The following is a 16,334-nucleotide window of genomic DNA, read 5'->3' as shown; positions in this document are numbered from 1 at the left end:
AGTTAAGCCGATGGCCGCGCCTTTCGAGCGCCGTGCCGCGACAGGTCGAAACGGGGGGAATCAGCGAAACCAGATGAGGGATTTGGACATCGGCTGTCTCCTTGTCGATGGGATTTAGCGCTTGAGCGCTTAGTCCCATCCCATGTTTTTTTTGTCGCGGCCGGGGTGGCCGCGCGTATCTAATTGCAAGGTTGATGCCAGCGGCACAATGCCGCGCCAGCCTTGATTTACAAGGCTTTTGGCGGCGTGTCGAAAACCCGCTCTATGGATTTCCAGAAATGCGGATTGAATGCGTCCGGGAATCCGGAACGCCAGACGTAAAAAAGCCCGCGCGAGGCGGGCTTCTTCGAGGCAAAGCGAGCGAGCGGTTTAAACCACGCCCGCGCCGTGCGCCTGCAGATCGGCGTGATAGCTCGAACGCACCATCGCGCCAACGGCGGCGTGCGTGAAGCCCATCTTGTATGCCTCTTCCTCGTACATCTTGAAGGTGTCCGGATGCACGTACGAGCGCACCGGCAGATGGTGCTCCGAAGGCTGCAGATACTGGCCGATCGTCAGCATATCCACGTCGTGCGCGCGCAGGTCGCGCATCACCTGAAGGATTTCCTCTTCGGTTTCGCCCAGACCGACCATCAGGCCCGACTTGGTTGCGACTTCCGGATGCAGCGCCTTGAAGTCCTTGAGGAGCTTGAGCGAGTGCGCGTAGTCCGAACCCGGACGCGCTTCCTTGTAGAGGCGCGGCACCGTTTCGAGATTGTGGTTCATCACGTCGGGCGGCGCGGCGTTGAGGATTTGCAGCGCGCGGTCCAGACGGCCACGGAAGTCGGGCGTGAGGATTTCGATGCGGGTTTCCGGAGAATGCTCGCGCACCTGGCGGATACATTCGACGAAGTGGCCCGCGCCGCCGTCACGCAGATCGTCGCGGTCGACGCTGGTGATCACGACGTACTTGAGCTTGAGCGCGCCGATGGTGCGCGCCAGGTTGCCCGGTTCTTCCGGATCGAGCGGATCGGGGCGGCCGTGGCCCACGTCGCAGAACGGGCAGCGGCGCGTGCACTTGTCGCCCATGATCATGAACGTGGCCGTGCCCTTGCCGAAGCATTCGCCGATGTTCGGGCAGCTCGCTTCCTCGCACACCGTATGCAGGTTGTGCTCGCGCAGGATGTTCTTGATCTCGTAGAAGCGCGAGTTGCCCGTGGCCGCCTTCACGCGGATCCACTCGGGCTTCTTGAGCTTCTCGATCGGCACGATCTTGATGGGAATGCGCGCGGTCTTGGCTTGCGCTTTCTGCTTCGCGGTGGCGTCGTAGGGAACGGCGTCGGCGGCAGGATTGACTGCGGGGGAGGCAGCAGTATTGGCGGTTACGTCACTCATGCTTTCGATCCAGTCAGGCCGCCGGGGAACGCCAGCCTGCGGTTGTGGCGGTTGCCCGCCTTCAGACCGCGCGAGCGGCCGGGTCCACGGCGGCCGCTTCGGCCGCGAGGTCTGCGGCAGCCGCTTCGGCTGCCGGAAGAGTTTCTGCTTGCGTCGCTGCAACGCGCTGCGCATGCCCGGCGAGATTCGCTTCGAGCCGCGCCGCCAGCGTTTGCGCCGCTTCGCGCCATGTCGCATGGGCGCCGAGCGTTGCCATATCGACGGTTTCAAGGCCCGCGTAGCCGCAAGGATTGATCGCGAGGAAAGGGCTCAGATCCATCGACACATTCAGGCTCACGCCGTGATAACTGCAGCCGTTGCGGATCTTCAGGCCCAGCGCGGCAACCTTGGCGCCACTGTGGGCCGCGCTCTCGCCCTGGGCGTCATCTGGCACGTAAATACCGGGCGCGCCGTCCTTGCGCTCACCGGCGAGATTATACGCCGCGAGTGTTTCGATCACGGCCTGCTCGATGAGCGTAACGAGCTCGCGCACCATCAGTTTCCGGCGGCGCAAGTCGAGCAGCAGATAGGCCACCACCTGCCCCGGCCCGTGATACGTGATCTGGCCGCCGCGGTCGATCTGCACGAGCGGGATGCCGCTATTGGCGATCAGCAGATGTTCGGGCTTGCCGGCCTGACCGAGCGTGAAGACGGGCGGATGCTCAACCAGCCAGATCTCGTCGGGCGTGCTGGCGTCGCGTTGCGCGGTGAACTCGCGCATGGCGTCGAAACTGATCTGATAGGCCTCGGTGCCGCGCCAGCGCAGGACGATCGGTTCGGCGATCGCTGCAGACACGGGGTCAGAGTGAGTTGACGGGGATGAAACCGGGGTGGCGCACATGATCTCCGGAGTTTACCCAATTCGGGCCGAGCGCGCCGAGGGCTCTGCGGTCTTTGCACGGATATCCGCCATAACACGCAAGTGACAGGCAAGTGACACGCAGTCGCAAGCCTGTCAAACGCGAAGTCGCGGAGGCCCCATCCGGTGGGCGTCCGCGATCGTGAGGCTCAGCGTGGGTCTCAAACGGTACGCCAGCCGTCGCCGGCATGCAGCCCCAGGCGCGCCGCCTGCCGCGCGGCCCAGTCGAGCGCACGTTCGCCCATGCGTGCAGGCGTGGCGAACGCCACCCACGCCGCCGCGCCCCGCTCCGCGCCGATCCACAGCCGCTCGCCGCGCCGCAGGCGCAGCGTATGGCCGGGCTCCAGCCAGTAGTCGGCCGTGTCGTCGCTGCGCGTGACCCACACCGCACCGCAGTGCACCGTCAGCCGGGTGCTGCGCGAAACGCGCACCGATGCAACTTGATTGGCCTCGACTTCGAACGTGATATCTGAAGAAATTTCTCTCATTTCAGCCTCCGAATGTCCTGCTCCGATGGCTACAATCCTAGACAGCACAAGGGATCGGGTAAAACGATCATTTTTCACGGCTATGTGAGAAAAAGTACGATGGACCTGCGCACACTTCCGGCGCTGAACGCCCTCAAGGCCTTTGAAGCCGCCGCCCGACACGAAAGCTTTTCGCGCGCCGCCGACGAGCTCTTCGTCACCCACGGCGCGGTGAGCCATCAGATCCGCGCGCTCGAAGCGGAACTGGGCGTGTCGCTCTTCACGCGCGACGGCAAGCGCGTGCGCATCACCGACACGGGCCGCCGCTACGCCGGCCAGGTGCGCGACGCGCTCAGCCAGCTCGCGCACGCCACCCAGGAAATCCGCGCGGGCGACCGCGACCGGCGTCTGGTGGTATCGATGCTCTCGTCGTTCGCGGCGCGCTGGGTCACGCCGCGCATCGGCCGGTTTATCGAGGCCAATCCGCAGTGGGATGTCGAGCTGCAATCCACCAATTCGCTCACCGATTTCGCGCGCGACGACGTGGACGTGGCAATCCGCTTCGGCTATGGCCACTATCCCGGCCTGCACGCCGAACTGCTGCTCGACGAGATTTTCTTCCCGGCCTGCTCACCCGATTTCCGCGACGGCAAGCTGCCCGAAAGCCCGCGCGACATGATGCAACTGCCGCTGCTGCGCTCCGACGACGAACTCTGGCGTCCGTGGTTCGACGCCGCCGGCATGCAGGACATCCCCGAGCCCAAGCGCGGCGTGCTCTACCAGGATTCGTCGAACCTGCTGCAGGCCGCGATGGACGGCCAGGGCATCGCGCTGGTGCGCCGCTCGCTGGCGATGCACGAGATCACGCGCGGGCGCCTCGTGCGCCTCTTCAAGCACATCGACGGTCCCAGCCCGTGGCGCTACTACTTCATCAGCACGCCGCAGCGCCTGCAAACCGAGCGTGTGCAGGCTTTTCGCGCGTGGGTCTTCGACGAAGTGGCGCGCTTCAGACGCCTTTACGAAGACGCCTGCGAAGCCGGCCCGCTGATGACCGCCGCCGCAGCCGCCTTGCGGGCCAGCGAAGGGGATACGGTTTAAGCACGGTCTGGATCACCCGCGCAAATGAAAAAGGCTGCCCCACGGCAGCCTTTTTCACGACCCGACGCCCAAAGCATCAGCCCGGCTTACAGCACGATCTTCACCATCGGATGACCGGTGAGCGCGCGGTAGATATCGTCGAGGTGCGCCTGGCTCGTGGCGCGCACCGTCACCGTGAGTCCGGTGTAGTTGCCGCCGCTCGAAGGGCGCTTTTCGATGATGGTTTCGTCGAAACCGCCGTCGAATTCGCGCAGCACCGCGATCATGGTCGATTCGAATTCCGGATGCGTCTTGCCCATCACCTTGATGGGGAAATCGCAGGGGAATTCGATCAGCGATTCTTTCGCTTCGGTGCCCGCGCCAATCACGGCGGGCTTGTTCTGGGATGCAGTCATTTTTCCACTTCCTGTAGCGTGTTCTGCGCGGCGAGCGCTGCATGCACCGCACGCGCCTCGCGTGCCTTCGCACGCTGATAAGCCTCGTAGAGCGCGGCATAAACCGGCCCCGGTTTGCCGCTTCCCACCGCCGCGCCGTCGAGCGCGACCACGGGCAAAATTTCCTTGGTCGCCGAGGATACCAGCAGTTCGTCGGCGCTGCGCAGCGCCGCTTCGTCGAGCTCGCGCGCCTCGAAACGCAGGCCGCAGTCCAGCGCCAGCTCCTCGATCAGCCCGTAGCGGATGCCTTCGAGGATCTTGTTGCTGCGCGGCGGCGCGTACAGCACGCCGTCCTTCACGATCCACACATTCGACGACGAGGCTTCGGTGACGAACCCGTCACGCAGCTGGATCGTCTCGAACACGCCATGCTCGACGGCGTTCTGCGCCATCAGCACATTGCCGAGCAGCGAGGTCGCCTTGATATCGCAATTCAGCCAGCGGCGATCTTCGGCCGTCACGCAGGCCACGCCCGCCGCACGTTGCGCGGCGCCCGGCATGACCAGCGGATTCACCATCACGAACACCGTGGGCGTGATGCCGGCCGGAAACGCGTGGCCGCGCTTCGCGACGCCGCGCGTGACCTGCACGTAGACGTTGGCGTGCGCGTCGCGCGCGAGTGCGCCCGCTGCTTCGTTGGCCTCGATCACCCGCGCGATCAGCGCACGCCAGCCCGCTTCGTCGAACGGATTGGCGATCCCTACCTTGTCGAGCGAGCGCGAAAGCCGCGCAAGATGCTGGGCGATGCGAAACGGCACACGCACCGTCTCCTGCGCAGCTTGCTCATCCCCGGTTTCGAGCACATAGACCGGCACGACTTCGTAGATGCCGTCGCCGAAAATGAAGCCGCGGTCGAGCACCGGCACGCGTGCTTCGGAAAGCGGCGTGAGTTCGCCGTTGAGCCAGACCAGCGGCTCAGGCGACTGAGCGGCTTCATTCGGGTTCGAAATCGGGGACATCGCGCGCCCTGCGGTTTTACTTCTTCTTGTTGAACATGAGCATCAGCGAATCCCACACGCGGCCGACGATGCCGGCTTGCGGCACGGCCTGCAGGGCGACGAGCGGGAACTGCGCGAGCACCTTGCCGTCCGCGCCGACGAACTTCGCCGTGCCGACCTGCTGGCCGTCCGCGAGCGGCGCGATCAGCGGGCTGGTGATCTCGATCTGCGGTTTGGCCTTGTCGGCCGCGCCCTTGGGCAGCGTCACGAACTGGTCCTTCTTCACGCCGACCTTCACGCTGTCCTCTGCGCCCTTGTAGACGCGCGGCGTGGCGACGGCCTGGTTCGCGCCGTAGATGCGCGTGGTGTCGTAGGCGCTATAGCCGTAGTTGAGCATCTTCAGGCTGTCCTGCACCCGGTCGTGCTCCTTCTGCTCGCCCATCATCACCGAGACCAGACGGCGGTCGCCGCCGCCCGCCATCGGACGCTTCGCCGATGCGATCAGGCAGTAGCCCGCAGCTTGCGTGTGGCCGGTCTTCAGACCATCGACCGTCGGGTCGATCCACAGCAGGCGGTTGCGGTTCGGCTGCTTGATGTTGTTGTACTTGAATTCCTTGACCGAGAAGATGCTGTAGTACTCGGGATAGTCGCGAATCAGGCGCGCCGACAGCGTGGCCAGATCGCCCGCCGTGGTGTAGTGATTCGGGTCGGGCATGCCGTTCACATCGGCGAAATGCGTGTGCGCCATGCCCAGCTTCTGCGCTTCGGCGTTCATCATGTTGACGAAGTTCGACTCGCTGCCGCCGACCAGTTCGGCCAGCGCGATCGCCGCGTCGTTGCCCGACTGGATGATCATGCCGTAGACCAGATCGTGCACCGACACCGGCTTGTTCGCTTCGATGAACATGCGCGATTCGTCGGTCTTCACGCGACGCACGGCTTCGCTCGGCGTGACGATCTGCTCCATCGAAATCTTCTTGGTCTGCAGCGCCTCGAACGTGAGGTACGCGGTCATCAGCTTGGTGAGCGAGGCCGGTTCGACGCGCTCATCGGCGTTGCCCGAAGCGAGCACCTGATTGGCGGTAGCGTCGACAAGCACCCACGAGCGCGCGTTCACCGCGGGCGGCGGCACCTGCGCGAAGGCCGATGCGCTCGCCAGCAGCGTGGCGCCGAGCGTGAGAGTGCGAACGAGGGAAGGAGAAACGAAGGAGGACTGCTGGCCGTTGGAGAGAAAACGCATAGGTTCAGGTCGGACGGGATTGGGGTCAGGACGAACGTTGCGCGCCATGCGGCGCACAGTCGGGTGAGCCGGATTGCGGGGCCGCGCTCACGCGCCTGAACGCGGTGAACAGGCGGGCGCGGCTGCCGCAAAAAGAGCGCTCATTATACGCGTCACGTAGGGGCATTTTTCGTTGAAGCCACACGTTTGCGCGTACCTGTCGTGCATTTTTCACGCGTCGCGTTTTTCGCGCCCGATTTTTTCGGCGTGCTTCTCAATTTTTTCTCAACTTTTTCTCAGGTATTTCTGACGATCGGCTTCGCGCGGCAAACGCGCGCCTTGCGACCGGCGCGCACTGGCTGGCGAAACTGAAAATTCATCGCCATGCTTCAACGATGATGCGTTTGAGAATATGCAGCTTGCGGTGCAGAAAGTGTTCGGCGCCCGGGACCACCACCACGGGCAGCTCCTGCTCGCGCGCCCATTCGTACACCGAGAGAATCGGCACGGTCTCGTCGAGTTCGCCGTGAATCACGAGCGTGTCCTCGCGCACCGGCGCGACTTCCCAGCGGCTTGCCGCGGTGCCGACGAACACCATGCGCTCGATTGCGCCCCCCGCTTCCAGATAGCGCTTCGCCACATGCGAGAGCACAAAGGTGCCGAACGAAAAGCCCGCGAGCACGAGCGGCACATCGTGCTGTCCCGGCTGCGCGCGCATGTATTCGATCAGTGCGAGCAGATCGTCCTGCTCGCCGATGCCGTTGTCGTGCGTGCCCGCCGTGGTGCCCACGCCGCGGAAATTCGAGCGGTAGACCACGTAGCCCAGTTGCACCAGCGTGCGCGCAAGCGTCTGCGCGACCTTGTTGTCCATCGTGCCGCCAAACAGCGGATGCGGATGCGCGACCAGCGCGATGCCGCGCACGGGCGTAGCGGCGTCCGGGCGGTCGAGCGCGCATTCGATCTTGCCGACCGGGCCGTCGATATGAAACTTCTCGGTTTGTGCGTTCATCGTTCTGCGGTTTTTTGTCGTTCTATGGGCGCGGCAGGCCTCAGACGTCCTTGCGGTCGATCATCAGGCGCTCGACCGGCTGGCCGTTCTGCAGATGCGAAACGACGATCTCGTCGATGTCGCTTTCGTCGATGTAGGTGTACCAGGTGCCTTCCGGATACACCACCATGACCGGGCCTTCCTCGCAGCGGTCGAGACACCCCGCCTTGTTGATGCGCACCTGGCCCGGACCTGCGAGGCCCAGTTGCTTGACGCGCTTTTTCGCGTATTCCTGCATCGACTGGGCGTTGCAGCTGGCGCAGCTCGGACGCTCCGCGCCGGGGTCGCGCTGGTTCAGGCAGAAAAAGACGTGGTGCTTGTAGAAGGAATCGGTCATGGCAGGCGTACCAGTGGGGAGGTGAGCCGATGATGCTCGCGCGGCGCGTCCCGCGCGACGCTCCGGCTGCAGCAATGGATGGGATGCGGTCGATTATAGCGAGCACGGCGTGAACCTTCCGTGCCCGGCGCGGCCTGGCTCGGCCTGGCGAAGGCGGCCTTCAACTCATCGCGACATCGCCCGCGCGCGTCGCGCAAGCCACGCGCGCTCCAGCGAAAACGCCGTCCAGCCCAGCGCCATCCACGGCCAGGTCCAGGCGAGCCAGCGCGCCAGACCATTGAAATGCAGATAGCGGCCCTGACGCCAGTCCGCCAGCACGACATCGAAATACGGATTCACCGGCAGCAGATTGACCAGCACCAGCGCGACGGCCAGCGCCACGCTCGCCACCGCCGCGCGCGCCGTACGCGGCAGGCGCAGCGCCAGAAACGCCGCGAGCGAGCCCCACACGAGCCCCGCGAGCGCGCCGGGCGTCGCCCAGTCGAACAGCAGGCCGCTTTGCGATTGCAGGAAGGTCGCGCCCGCTTTCACCCCCAGCGTGACGGCGAGCAGCGCCACGATCAGCCGCGCGCGCGGCGCGCGCGCGCGCATCGGCAGCGAGGCGAAAGCGGCCGCGCCGAACAGGTTGAGCGTGGTGACGAGCGCTTCCCAGCCGCTCTCCGGCAGGCGCGCGGCCAGGACGTCAGGCAGCGCGCGCAGGTGCCAGACAGCGGGCGTCCACGCGAGCACGGCGTCCTGCATCGAGGCGTCGAAGCGCTGCCAAAGCGCGCGCGGCCAGTCGCCCATGCCAAAGAGGCGCGGCGCGGGAAACATGGTCGCGAAAGGCCAGAGCGCGGCCAGCACCATCAGCGCCCCGGCGTCGCGCTCGAACCAGCGAAAGCGCAGCCGACGCAGAAAGCCGCGCTCCAGCACCGCGCCGGTGAGTGGAGCCGCGAGCGCCGCGCCCAGCAGCGCGCCTAGCGCGTTGGTGGCCATGTCGAGATTCGAAGCCACGCGCGTGGGCAGATACGTCTGCACCGCTTCCATCACACTCGACAGCAACGTGCCGCCGAGCGTGGCGATCACAACCGCCAGCACGCCCCGGCAACGCGGCCACACGGCGAGCACCGCCAGCGCGCCGAACGGCATATAGCCGAGCACGTTGGTGACGACGTCGAAAACGGTCCAGTACTTCGGTATCGGATCGCCAAGCCAGGCAAGCGGACTCAGGCCGAGCGAGCGCCAGCCCGAGAAGGGATACCAGGAGCCGTAGACGATCAGCGCGGTATAAAGCGCGAACGACTGGCGCGAGAGCGTGGAGGCGTGGCGCGGAAATGCTTGCGGCGATGCTTGCGGCGCGCGGGGGTCACGCGAGTCGCGGGCTTCGCCGTTATCGATGGCATCGCCGGCATCGCCGATATCGCGATCGCTGCCCGGTGAGACATCGGGTGGAGGATTCGAAGCGCTGTCGCCGCTCATTTCACTGCTCTTGCCGCTCTTGCAGCACGTGCCGCTCACGGCTTGAGCCGCGCACGGCCAGTCCTGCATCCCTCAAGGCGTGCCCGCGAAGGCCTGCACGCTCAGCCACGCGCCGATCTGGCCCGCGAAATCGTCGCTCGCCGCGCGCAGGGCTGCCGCACCCCCTGCCGCATCCTGCGAGCTGGCCGGCGCACGCGCGATAAACGAGCGCTGCGCGATCACCTTGCCGCCCTGCATGAGCGTGGCGCGCGCGGCGAGCACGCCGGAACTCGATTCCGAATTGTCGAACACCTGCTCGAACTGGGTCAGTTCGACCTTGAGCATCGGCGCGGGCACAGCGTCGCCGCCCGACAGCACCGTGGCGCGCGCAGACAAGGAGGTGCGCAGCCGCGACGTCAGCAAACGCGCCGGCGACATACTCCAGCGGCTGTTGGCGTAACGGCTTTCGCGCTGCGCATTGCCGATGCGATAGAGAATGCCGTCGCTATCGAGCGTAGCCGGCGCGCTCACCTCCAGCACCTTGAGCGGCGGCAGCGACGGCGGCGCGGGCTGCGCTTCGATCGGCCCGAGGTCGTAGCGGATATCCGAGAGCGCGGCCGGGTTGCCGGCGCACGCCGCGACCAGCGTGCCGACGGCAAGCGAGGCCAGCAAGGCGCGGCCCAGGCCGAAAAGTGGACGTAACGATGTGGCGTGGCGTGACATGGCGGTTCCTTCTGTATGCTGCGGCTTACTGCGTTCGTGGCGTTCTTGGCGTTCGTAGCGTTCGTGGCGTTCGTGGCGCCGACTGGCAGCCAGGCGATGGCGGCGCTCAGTGCGGCAATGCAAGCGTTGAAGGTACTCCGACTATGTTGCAACGCCACAGTTCGCGCCGAGCGCGGCAAAAATCGCCCGACCGCGCTGCTTTCGAACAAATTTCGATCCTGCGGGGACGCGCCCTATTTTCCAGCCGAACCCGCCGGCCACGAAAAACCAGGCTCGCCCGGCCCAGGCGCGGGCAGCGGCGCGCCGCCGAACAGCAGGCTGCGCGGGCTGGTGGTGAACGTGCCCGCCGCGCGGTCCACGGAGCGCATCGCGGAGCGCACATCGTCGGTCAGCGAATCGACACGCGGCAGCGTGTCGTAACCCACGCGCGCGGACAGCTCCTGAATCGACTCGTTCATCGACGCCAGCGCCTGGCCCGCCTGCTGCGCCGCCGTACCGGCCTTGTTCAGATTGACCTGGAACGGACCGTCCGGACGGTTCACCATCGTGACGAGCTGGTTGGTGGATTCCAGCGTCTTCTGCAGGTCAGCCACCGCGCCGGGCAGGCGCTGCGTGGTCGGCTGCAATTGCTGCGCGAGCACGTTCACGCTGCTCGCGGCCTGCTGCAGGGTCGCGACCGTCTGCATCACCTGCTTGCGGTTGTCTTCGCTGAGCATCGCGTCCACGTCGCTGGCGATGTTGTCGAGCTTGCGCAGCAGTGCGTCGCCGCGCCGCTGAAGCTGGTCGAGCAGGCCCGGACGCAGCGGAATCTCGGCCACCTGTTTGTCCGACGACGGCAGCGGCGACAGATCGAGATTGTTGTCGTCGAGCTGCACGAAGGCGATGCCTGTCACGCCCTGCAGCGCGAGCGTGCCGAAGGTCGAGCGCGTCATCGGCGCTTTCTGGTCGATCAGCACGCGAATGCGGATCGCCCCCGGTTGATGCGCGTCGAACTGGATCGATTGCACCTTGCCCACGTCGATGCCGCGATAGCGCACGGCGGCGTCCGGATACAGCCCGGTCACGTTGCTGCGCGAAATGAGGTCGTAGGGCACGCGCACCTTGTGATCGGCGCTGAAGAAGAAGACCGCCAGCGCGATCGCAGCCAGCAGACCGATCGTGAAGAGGCCGGCCCAGAACGCATGCGGTTTGTTTTCCATCGTCAGATTTCCTTGTCGACGGCCATGTCGGCGGGCCGCCTCAACACGTTCAACACGTTCAACACGGCTTCACGCCTACCGATGCCGGCGCCAGCGCCGCGGCCGGCAGCTTCGCGCGGCGCTCGGGCGGCAGCGCCTGCAGCGCGCGGCGTCCGCGCATGCCCAGAAAATATTCGCGGATGAAGGGATCGTCCACGCAGGCCGCTTCCTCCACGGGCGCGGCCACCAGCACCCTGCGCTCGGACAGCACGGCCACGCGCGTGGACAGCGCGACCATCGCGTCCAGATCGTGGGTGACGAGCACCACGGTCAGGCCCAGCGCCCGGTGCAGCGTGCTGATCAGCTCCACCACTTCGTCCGACGAGCGCGGGTCCAGGCCCGCCGTCGGTTCGTCGAGAAACAGCAGCTCCGGCTCCAGCACGATGGCGCGCGCCAGACCCACGCGCTTGACCATGCCGCCCGAGAGCGCCGCCGGCATCTTGGAGGCGTGCTTGCACGGCAGACCCACCATCTCCAGCTTGAGCATCACGATGTCGCGCAGCAGGTCGGGCGGCACCTTGCCCAGTTCGCGCACCGGCTGGGCAATGTTGTCGAACACCGACAGCGACGAGAACAGCGCGCCGTGCTGGAACAGCATGCCCGTGCGCGTGCGCATGAGGCGCGCGCGCTCCGGCTCGACCGCCGAAATATCCTCGCCGAACATCTTGATGGTGCCTGACGTGGGCCGCTCAAGCCCCAGAATCTGCCGCACCAGCGTGGTCTTGCCCGAGCCCGAGCCGCCCACGATGGTGACGATCTCGCCGCGCCGGATTTCCAGATTCAGATGCTGATGGACGATGTTGCGTCCATAGCGTTTGGTGAGATTGCGCACCTCGATGATCGGCTCGCCGATGGCGGGCAGCGGCAGATCGGCGACCGCTTCGCGCAGCGGCGTGCTCAGCGTGCCCGTCGTATTCGTGGCGAGGACGCCTGTATTCGTGCCCCTGCTCGCGCCCTTGCTCGTGCCCACGCTCGTACTCATGACAGCCCCACGTTCTGGAACAGGATCGCGAACACGGCGTCGGCGAGGATCACGATGGTGATCGAGGTCACGACGGAAGTGGTCGTGCCTTCGCCCAGACTCTGCGAATTCGCCTTGATGCGAAAGCCGAAGTGGCAACCGACGATGCCCACCAGCATGCCGAACGCCACACCCTTGCCAAGGCCGATCCAGAGGTTCGCGATCGGCACCACGCTCGGCAGCGAACGGATGAACCATGACATATCGATGCCCAGCACCGCCTTGGCCGCCAGCGCGCCGCCCAGCAGCGCGATGATGTCGGTCCAGATCACCAGCAGCGGCATGGCCACGCCTAGCGCGATGACGCGCGGCAGGATCAGCCGCAGGCCGTGCGAAATCCCCATCACGCGCATGGCGTCGAGTTCTTCGGTCACCCGCATCACGCCGATCTGCGCGGTGATGGCGGAGCCAGAGCGCCCGGCCACCAGAATCGCCGCCAGAACCGGCCCGAGTTCGCGGATCACCGCGAGGCCCAGGATATTGACGATGAACTGGTTCGCGCCGAAGAGCCGCAACTGCTGCGCCGACAGATACGACAGCACGATGCCGATCAGGAACGCCACCATCGCCGTGATCGGCAAGGCGCGCGCCCCTGCGTTATAGACGTTCGCCGAAATCTCGACCCACGGTGTGGCCTTCGGCTTGCGCAGGATGAAAAGCAGATCGAGCACCACGCGGCCGAGCATCGCCAGGCCGCCATAAAGATGATCCCAGAACGAAAAGATGCCAAGACCCAGTTGCGTGATGGGATCGACGCGCACCACGCGTTCGGCTGGCTCGCGCACCGAATCGAGCAGCGCGATGCGCTCGAAGATATCGCGCTGGGTGTCGGTAAGCGCCACCAGATCGGCGGGCAGCTTGTGACCCCAGAAGCGCCAGAGGGCCTGGCCGCCGACGTGGTCCATGCGTTCGACCTTCGACAGATCCCACTGGCCGATGCGCTCGCCGGCGAGCGCGCGCAGCCGCCGCACCGCGCCGCCCTGTTCGCGGTCGCGCGCGAGCGCAAGCGCCGTCCACTGGCCGGACAGGCGCACGATTTTTCCCTGGTTGCCGGCCGCGATATCGAGGCCGGGCGGCGTCTCTTGAGTCAAGGCGGGGCGCTCGGGTGTGAGATTTGAGATCAGTCATTGTAGCGAACGCGCCCTGTTTCGGCGGTGCGGACGCACACCGTCACGGCGCGCCCCGACGGCTGTGGATAATTCTGTGGATGATCTGTTGGCAGCCTGTGGGCACGATGGGAAATTCTCAGGAATCGTTCAGACAGTTAGCGTATTTTCAGACGGTCGAGTGACTTATCGCCAAGTCGGGCCTGTGGATAGTTCTGTGGATTTCCTGTTTGCCAGCTGTGGAATGGCTGTGGATTGCACAAAAAATCAGCAAAATTCTCGTCCGTGATCGCATTGGGCAGCGTCCTTCGCCCGCAGGCAGATTGCATCGGCCTTGCGCCGGATTGCCTCCGTCAGAGCGCAGGCGAGCCACTACAATACGCACCATGAACGCTACTGCCCCGTCCCCCGAGACTCCGCGCGCCGACGACTGGCGCATCGACCGCGATCGTGCGGTGACGCTGTTCGGCCCCGCCGCAAATGACTGGCCGATCGAGATCGTCGAGGAAACCGGCTCGACCAACGCCGACCTGATGGCGCGCCTCAAGGCGCTGCCGCATCGCGCCGACGCGCTCGCGCGCCCGATCGTGCGCGTGGCCTATCTGCAGACTGCCGGCCGCGGCCGACGCGGGCGCAGCTGGGTGGCGCAGCCCGGCGACGCGCTGCTGTTCTCGCTCGCCTGCGTGCTGCCGCGCCCGCTCGAAGGACTGGCGGGGCTGAGCCTTGCCATCGGTTCGGCGCTGGTGGACGGCCTGCGCACGCTGCCGGTGGCCGCGCCCGGCCAGATCGCGCTGAAATGGCCGAACGACGTCCTGCTCGAAGGCGACAAGCTGGTGGGGATCCTCGTGGAAAGCGCGTGGAGCACGCTGGATGCATCGGCGGTGGTGATCGGTATCGGCACCAATGTGCGCGGCGCGGATGCGCTGGCAAAGAAAGTCGAAGCGCTCAACGCCGACGCCGCCGCGCAGCAAGCCGCGCCGGTTCCCGGCACAACGCCCACCGCGCTCTCGCGCGTGTGGCCCGCCGCCAATCTCACCGATGTGCTCGCCGCCGAACTCAACGCGCTCGAAGGCGCGCTGGAGCGTTTCGGCGCGCATGGCTTCGCGGCGTTTCAGGCGCGCTGGAACGCGTGCCACGCCTATGCGGGCCGCGAGATCGCGCTCTACGAACAAGGCGCGCAAATCATGCGCGGCGTGGCGGTGGGCGTGGACGAGAGCGGCCAGTTGCTGGTCGATACGGCGCAGGGCCGCGAGTCGGTCACGACCGGCGATGTCTCGCTGCGTCTGGCGGGCGGCGCCGCATGAGCGGCGCGCAACACGCCGGGCCGCCTCCGCTTCTCCTGATCGACGCCGGCAATAGCCGGATCAAGTGGGCACTCGTCGCCGCCGGTACGCAGTTGGCCACCGGCGCAGCAAACCATGATGGCGATTTCGCGGACTGGTCGGCACTGCGAACGCCCGGCAGCGCGTGGATTTCGAACGTGGCGGGCGCAACCGTCGCGCAGCATATCGATGCCGCGCTCGACGCGCACTGGCCAGGTCTCGCGCGCACGGTGATCCGCTCGACGCAGCAGCAATGCGGCGTGACCAACGGCTATACGACGCCCGACTCGCTGGGCAGCGACCGATGGGCCGGTATGATCGGGGCACACGCGGCGTTTCCCGGCGAACCTCTGCTGATCGCGACCTTCGGCACCGCCACCACGCTCGAAGCGTTGCGCGCCGACGGCACCTTTATCGGCGGCCTGATCGCGCCGGGCTGGACGCTGATGATGCGCTCGCTCGGCGAACATACCGCGCAACTGCCCGTGCTCGACGCGCATCATGCGCCTGGGTCCGCAGATGAGACGGGCGAGGCGTCGCTCTTCGCCACCGACACGAAACGCTCGATCGCGGCAGGTTGCGCGCTTGCGCAGGCGAGTCTGGTCGAGCGCGCCTGGGCCGATCTGCAGGAGGGATGGAAAATGCCGGTGCGGCTGGTGGTGAGCGGCGGCGCGGCCGCGCAGGCGTCAGCGGCGCTCAAGGTGCCGCATACTCGCCACGACAGCCTGGTTCTCGCCGGTCTTGCGCTGATCGCGGCACAGTCCGCAGTAGAACCCTGAGCGTGCCTTGCACACGCTCGCTCTCAATAACGATATCGACGGAGTCTCATACGATGCTGCGCGGCCTGATCGCCATCCTGATTCTCGCCAACCTGTTCGCCCTCGGGGCGATTCGCGGTTTGTTCGGGCCGCTGCCCGCTTCGGGCGCACTCGATCGCAAACAACTGAGCCGGCAGATCCATCCGGAGGGCCTGGGCGTGCGGGCCATCAAGCCTTCCGAATCGGTGGACGTGCCCATCGTGGGCGGCCCGCTCGCTGAGCCGGCCATCCAGTCGACGACGTTGACCCAATAAGCATCAACGTCTGGATCTCAGCGCGCGCGATTCAGGCAGACAAGCGCGCAAAAAAACGCGCAATCAGTTCTGTTGCGCGCGCACCTTTTGCAGCAGCTTCGTCGTCGAGCGGTCGTGTTCGAACGCGATCGCGCACGCCGTGCCGCCCCAGCTGCGCACCAGCGCCGATTCAGGCAACGCATCCATGTCGTAGTCGCCGCCCTTCACCAGGATGTCCGGACGCACGGCTTCGATCAGCTCGATCGGCGTGCGCTCCGTGAACTGCACCACGTAGTCCACGCTTTCCAGCGCCGCCAGCAGCGCCATGCGATCGTTCTCGTTGTTGATGGGGCGATCGTCGCCCTTGCCGAGCATCTTCACCGAAGCATCGCTATTCACGCCGACAATGAGCGTCGCGCCCAGCGCCTTGGCATCGGCGAGGTAGGTGACGTGGCCGCGATGCAGGATGTCGAAGACGCCGTTGGTGAACACCACGGGACCGGCCAGCGAGGCGCGCAGTTGCGCGAGCGCGTCGCGGGTCGTGATCTTGCGTTCGAAAGATGCGGGCATCGGATGAGACTCGAAAAGAAGTTGACTTGATATGAAACGGCCTGGCAAAACGG

General features: G+C 65.9%; 18 protein-coding genes. 4 read left to right on the top strand and 14 right to left on the bottom strand.

Annotation, left to right across the window (positions count from 1 at the left end):
* Positions 1-369 precede the first annotated feature (369 nt).
* The 3 genes from lipA to F4827_RS04985 all read right to left on the bottom strand — a co-directional run bounded on the left by lipA (position 370) and on the right by F4827_RS04985 (position 2,760).
* Positions 370-1,374 (bottom strand): lipoyl synthase, encoded by a 1,005-nt coding sequence (gene lipA, locus F4827_RS04995; protein ID WP_183722355.1) that lies wholly within the window; start codon positions 1,372-1,374, stop codon positions 370-372.
* Between the two features lie 61 nt (positions 1,375-1,435).
* Complete coding sequence (gene lipB / locus F4827_RS04990; protein WP_183722352.1) at positions 1,436-2,254, bottom strand: lipoyl(octanoyl) transferase LipB; 819 nt, start codon at positions 2,252-2,254, stop codon at positions 1,436-1,438.
* 179 nt (positions 2,255-2,433) lie between these two features.
* Complete coding sequence (locus tag F4827_RS04985; RefSeq protein WP_183722349.1) at positions 2,434-2,760, bottom strand: DUF2917 domain-containing protein; 327 nt, start codon at positions 2,758-2,760, stop codon at positions 2,434-2,436.
* Positions 2,761-2,859: 99 nt separating this feature from the next.
* On the opposite strand from F4827_RS04985, the gene F4827_RS04980 reads away from it, so the two are divergent.
* The gene (locus F4827_RS04980) at positions 2,860-3,837 is read left to right on the top strand and encodes a transcriptional regulator GcvA (RefSeq protein ID WP_183722346.1); all 978 of its coding nucleotides are present in this window, start codon (positions 2,860-2,862) and stop codon (positions 3,835-3,837) included.
* Positions 3,838-3,923: 86 nt separating this feature from the next.
* On the opposite strand, the gene F4827_RS04975 is transcribed toward F4827_RS04980, so the two are convergent.
* The 10 genes from F4827_RS04975 to F4827_RS04930 all read right to left on the bottom strand — a co-directional run bounded on the left by F4827_RS04975 (position 3,924) and on the right by F4827_RS04930 (position 13,323).
* Positions 3,924-4,232 (bottom strand): DUF493 family protein, encoded by a 309-nt coding sequence (locus F4827_RS04975; protein ID WP_183722342.1) that lies wholly within the window; start codon positions 4,230-4,232, stop codon positions 3,924-3,926.
* Positions 4,229-5,230 carry a D-amino acid aminotransferase gene (locus tag F4827_RS04970; protein WP_183722340.1) on the bottom strand — a complete coding sequence of 334 codons (1,002 nt, stop codon included), beginning with the start codon at positions 5,228-5,230 and terminating at the stop codon, positions 4,229-4,231. The genes F4827_RS04975 and F4827_RS04970 overlap by 4 nt, the downstream gene beginning before the upstream one ends.
* Positions 5,231-5,246: 16 nt before the next feature.
* Entirely contained in the window at positions 5,247-6,449 is a 1,203-nt protein-coding gene (locus tag F4827_RS04965; protein ID WP_167064284.1) for a D-alanyl-D-alanine carboxypeptidase family protein, read from the bottom strand.
* 355 nt (positions 6,450-6,804) lie between these two features.
* Positions 6,805-7,437 carry an alpha/beta hydrolase gene (locus tag F4827_RS04960; RefSeq protein WP_183722338.1) on the bottom strand — a complete coding sequence of 211 codons (633 nt, stop codon included), beginning with the start codon at positions 7,435-7,437 and terminating at the stop codon, positions 6,805-6,807.
* A 40-nt stretch (positions 7,438-7,477) separates the two neighbouring features.
* Positions 7,478-7,813: a ferredoxin gene (locus F4827_RS04955; protein WP_183722335.1), complete on the bottom strand. Its 336-nt coding sequence runs from the start codon at positions 7,811-7,813 to the stop codon at positions 7,478-7,480.
* A gap of 165 nt (positions 7,814-7,978) precedes the next feature.
* Positions 7,979-9,271 carry a VanZ family protein gene (locus tag F4827_RS04950; protein ID WP_183722332.1) on the bottom strand — a complete coding sequence of 431 codons (1,293 nt, stop codon included), beginning with the start codon at positions 9,269-9,271 and terminating at the stop codon, positions 7,979-7,981.
* Positions 9,272-9,343: 72 nt separating this feature from the next.
* Positions 9,344-9,973 (bottom strand): ABC-type transport auxiliary lipoprotein family protein, encoded by a 630-nt coding sequence (locus F4827_RS04945; protein ID WP_183722329.1) that lies wholly within the window; start codon positions 9,971-9,973, stop codon positions 9,344-9,346.
* Positions 9,974-10,206: 233 nt separating this feature from the next.
* Positions 10,207-11,172 (bottom strand): MlaD family protein, encoded by a 966-nt coding sequence (locus F4827_RS04940; protein ID WP_183722326.1) that lies wholly within the window; start codon positions 11,170-11,172, stop codon positions 10,207-10,209.
* A gap of 58 nt (positions 11,173-11,230) precedes the next feature.
* The gene (locus F4827_RS04935) at positions 11,231-12,112 is read right to left on the bottom strand and encodes an ABC transporter ATP-binding protein (RefSeq protein ID WP_183722721.1); all 882 of its coding nucleotides are present in this window, start codon (positions 12,110-12,112) and stop codon (positions 11,231-11,233) included.
* A 77-nt stretch (positions 12,113-12,189) separates the two neighbouring features.
* Positions 12,190-13,323 carry an ABC transporter permease gene (locus F4827_RS04930; RefSeq protein WP_183722323.1) on the bottom strand — a complete coding sequence of 378 codons (1,134 nt, stop codon included), beginning with the start codon at positions 13,321-13,323 and terminating at the stop codon, positions 12,190-12,192.
* A 401-nt stretch (positions 13,324-13,724) separates the two neighbouring features.
* Between F4827_RS04930 and F4827_RS04925 the strand changes: the two genes are divergently transcribed.
* From F4827_RS04925 to F4827_RS04915, 3 genes are read left to right on the top strand one after another with little or no spacing between them, the layout of a single operon-like run.
* Positions 13,725-14,642 carry a biotin--[acetyl-CoA-carboxylase] ligase gene (locus F4827_RS04925; protein WP_183722320.1) on the top strand — a complete coding sequence of 306 codons (918 nt, stop codon included), beginning with the start codon at positions 13,725-13,727 and terminating at the stop codon, positions 14,640-14,642.
* The gene (locus F4827_RS04920; RefSeq protein WP_183722317.1) at positions 14,639-15,439 is read left to right on the top strand and encodes a type III pantothenate kinase; all 801 of its coding nucleotides are present in this window, start codon (positions 14,639-14,641) and stop codon (positions 15,437-15,439) included. Before F4827_RS04925 ends, F4827_RS04920 begins: the two co-directional genes overlap by 4 nt.
* A 53-nt stretch (positions 15,440-15,492) precedes the next feature.
* The gene (locus F4827_RS04915; protein WP_183722314.1) at positions 15,493-15,732 is read left to right on the top strand and encodes a hypothetical protein; all 240 of its coding nucleotides are present in this window, start codon (positions 15,493-15,495) and stop codon (positions 15,730-15,732) included.
* 63 nt (positions 15,733-15,795) lie between these two features.
* Here the strand turns inward: F4827_RS04915 and rfaE2 are convergent, their stop codons facing one another.
* On the bottom strand, positions 15,796-16,281 hold the full coding sequence (gene rfaE2, locus F4827_RS04910; RefSeq protein ID WP_183722311.1) for a D-glycero-beta-D-manno-heptose 1-phosphate adenylyltransferase: 486 nt from the start codon (positions 16,279-16,281) through the stop codon (positions 15,796-15,798).
* Between the last annotated feature and the right edge of the window lie 53 nt (positions 16,282-16,334).

Origin of the sequence: Paraburkholderia bannensis (assembly GCF_014200455.1) — a bacterium.
Lineage (GTDB): Bacteria > Pseudomonadota > Gammaproteobacteria > Burkholderiales > Burkholderiaceae > Paraburkholderia > Paraburkholderia bannensis_A.
The sequence above is the reverse complement of the archived record's forward strand: the minus strand, read 5'-3'. Positions and strand labels throughout refer to the sequence as shown.

What these genes read in the sequence shown, in the direction of transcription:
- F4827_RS04985 (WP_183722349.1), bottom strand. Translation starts at nt 2,760, where the DNA reads ATGAGAGAAATTTCTTCAGATATCACGTTCGAAGTCGAGGCCAATCAA.
- F4827_RS04950 (WP_183722332.1), bottom strand. Translation starts at nt 9,271, where the DNA reads ATGAGCGGCGACAGCGCTTCGAATCCTCCACCCGATGTCTCACCGGGC.
- lipA (WP_183722355.1), bottom strand. Translation starts at nt 1,374, where the DNA reads ATGAGTGACGTAACCGCCAATACTGCTGCCTCCCCCGCAGTCAATCCT.
- F4827_RS04975 (WP_183722342.1), bottom strand. Translation starts at nt 4,232, where the DNA reads ATGACTGCATCCCAGAACAAGCCCGCCGTGATTGGCGCGGGCACCGAA.
- F4827_RS04965 (WP_167064284.1), bottom strand. Translation starts at nt 6,449, where the DNA reads ATGCGTTTTCTCTCCAACGGCCAGCAGTCCTCCTTCGTTTCTCCTTCC.
- lipB (WP_183722352.1), bottom strand. Translation starts at nt 2,254, where the DNA reads ATGTGCGCCACCCCGGTTTCATCCCCGTCAACTCACTCTGACCCCGTG.
- F4827_RS04915 (WP_183722314.1), top strand. Translation starts at nt 15,493, where the DNA reads ATGCTGCGCGGCCTGATCGCCATCCTGATTCTCGCCAACCTGTTCGCC.
- F4827_RS04970 (WP_183722340.1), bottom strand. Translation starts at nt 5,230, where the DNA reads ATGTCCCCGATTTCGAACCCGAATGAAGCCGCTCAGTCGCCTGAGCCG.
- F4827_RS04955 (WP_183722335.1), bottom strand. Translation starts at nt 7,813, where the DNA reads ATGACCGATTCCTTCTACAAGCACCACGTCTTTTTCTGCCTGAACCAG.
- F4827_RS04925 (WP_183722320.1), top strand. Translation starts at nt 13,725, where the DNA reads ATGAACGCTACTGCCCCGTCCCCCGAGACTCCGCGCGCCGACGACTGG.
- F4827_RS04940 (WP_183722326.1), bottom strand. Translation starts at nt 11,172, where the DNA reads ATGGAAAACAAACCGCATGCGTTCTGGGCCGGCCTCTTCACGATCGGT.
- F4827_RS04945 (WP_183722329.1), bottom strand. Translation starts at nt 9,973, where the DNA reads ATGTCACGCCACGCCACATCGTTACGTCCACTTTTCGGCCTGGGCCGC.
- F4827_RS04980 (WP_183722346.1), top strand. Translation starts at nt 2,860, where the DNA reads ATGGACCTGCGCACACTTCCGGCGCTGAACGCCCTCAAGGCCTTTGAA.
- F4827_RS04960 (WP_183722338.1), bottom strand. Translation starts at nt 7,437, where the DNA reads ATGAACGCACAAACCGAGAAGTTTCATATCGACGGCCCGGTCGGCAAG.
- F4827_RS04920 (WP_183722317.1), top strand. Translation starts at nt 14,639, where the DNA reads ATGAGCGGCGCGCAACACGCCGGGCCGCCTCCGCTTCTCCTGATCGAC.
- rfaE2 (WP_183722311.1), bottom strand. Translation starts at nt 16,281, where the DNA reads ATGCCCGCATCTTTCGAACGCAAGATCACGACCCGCGACGCGCTCGCG.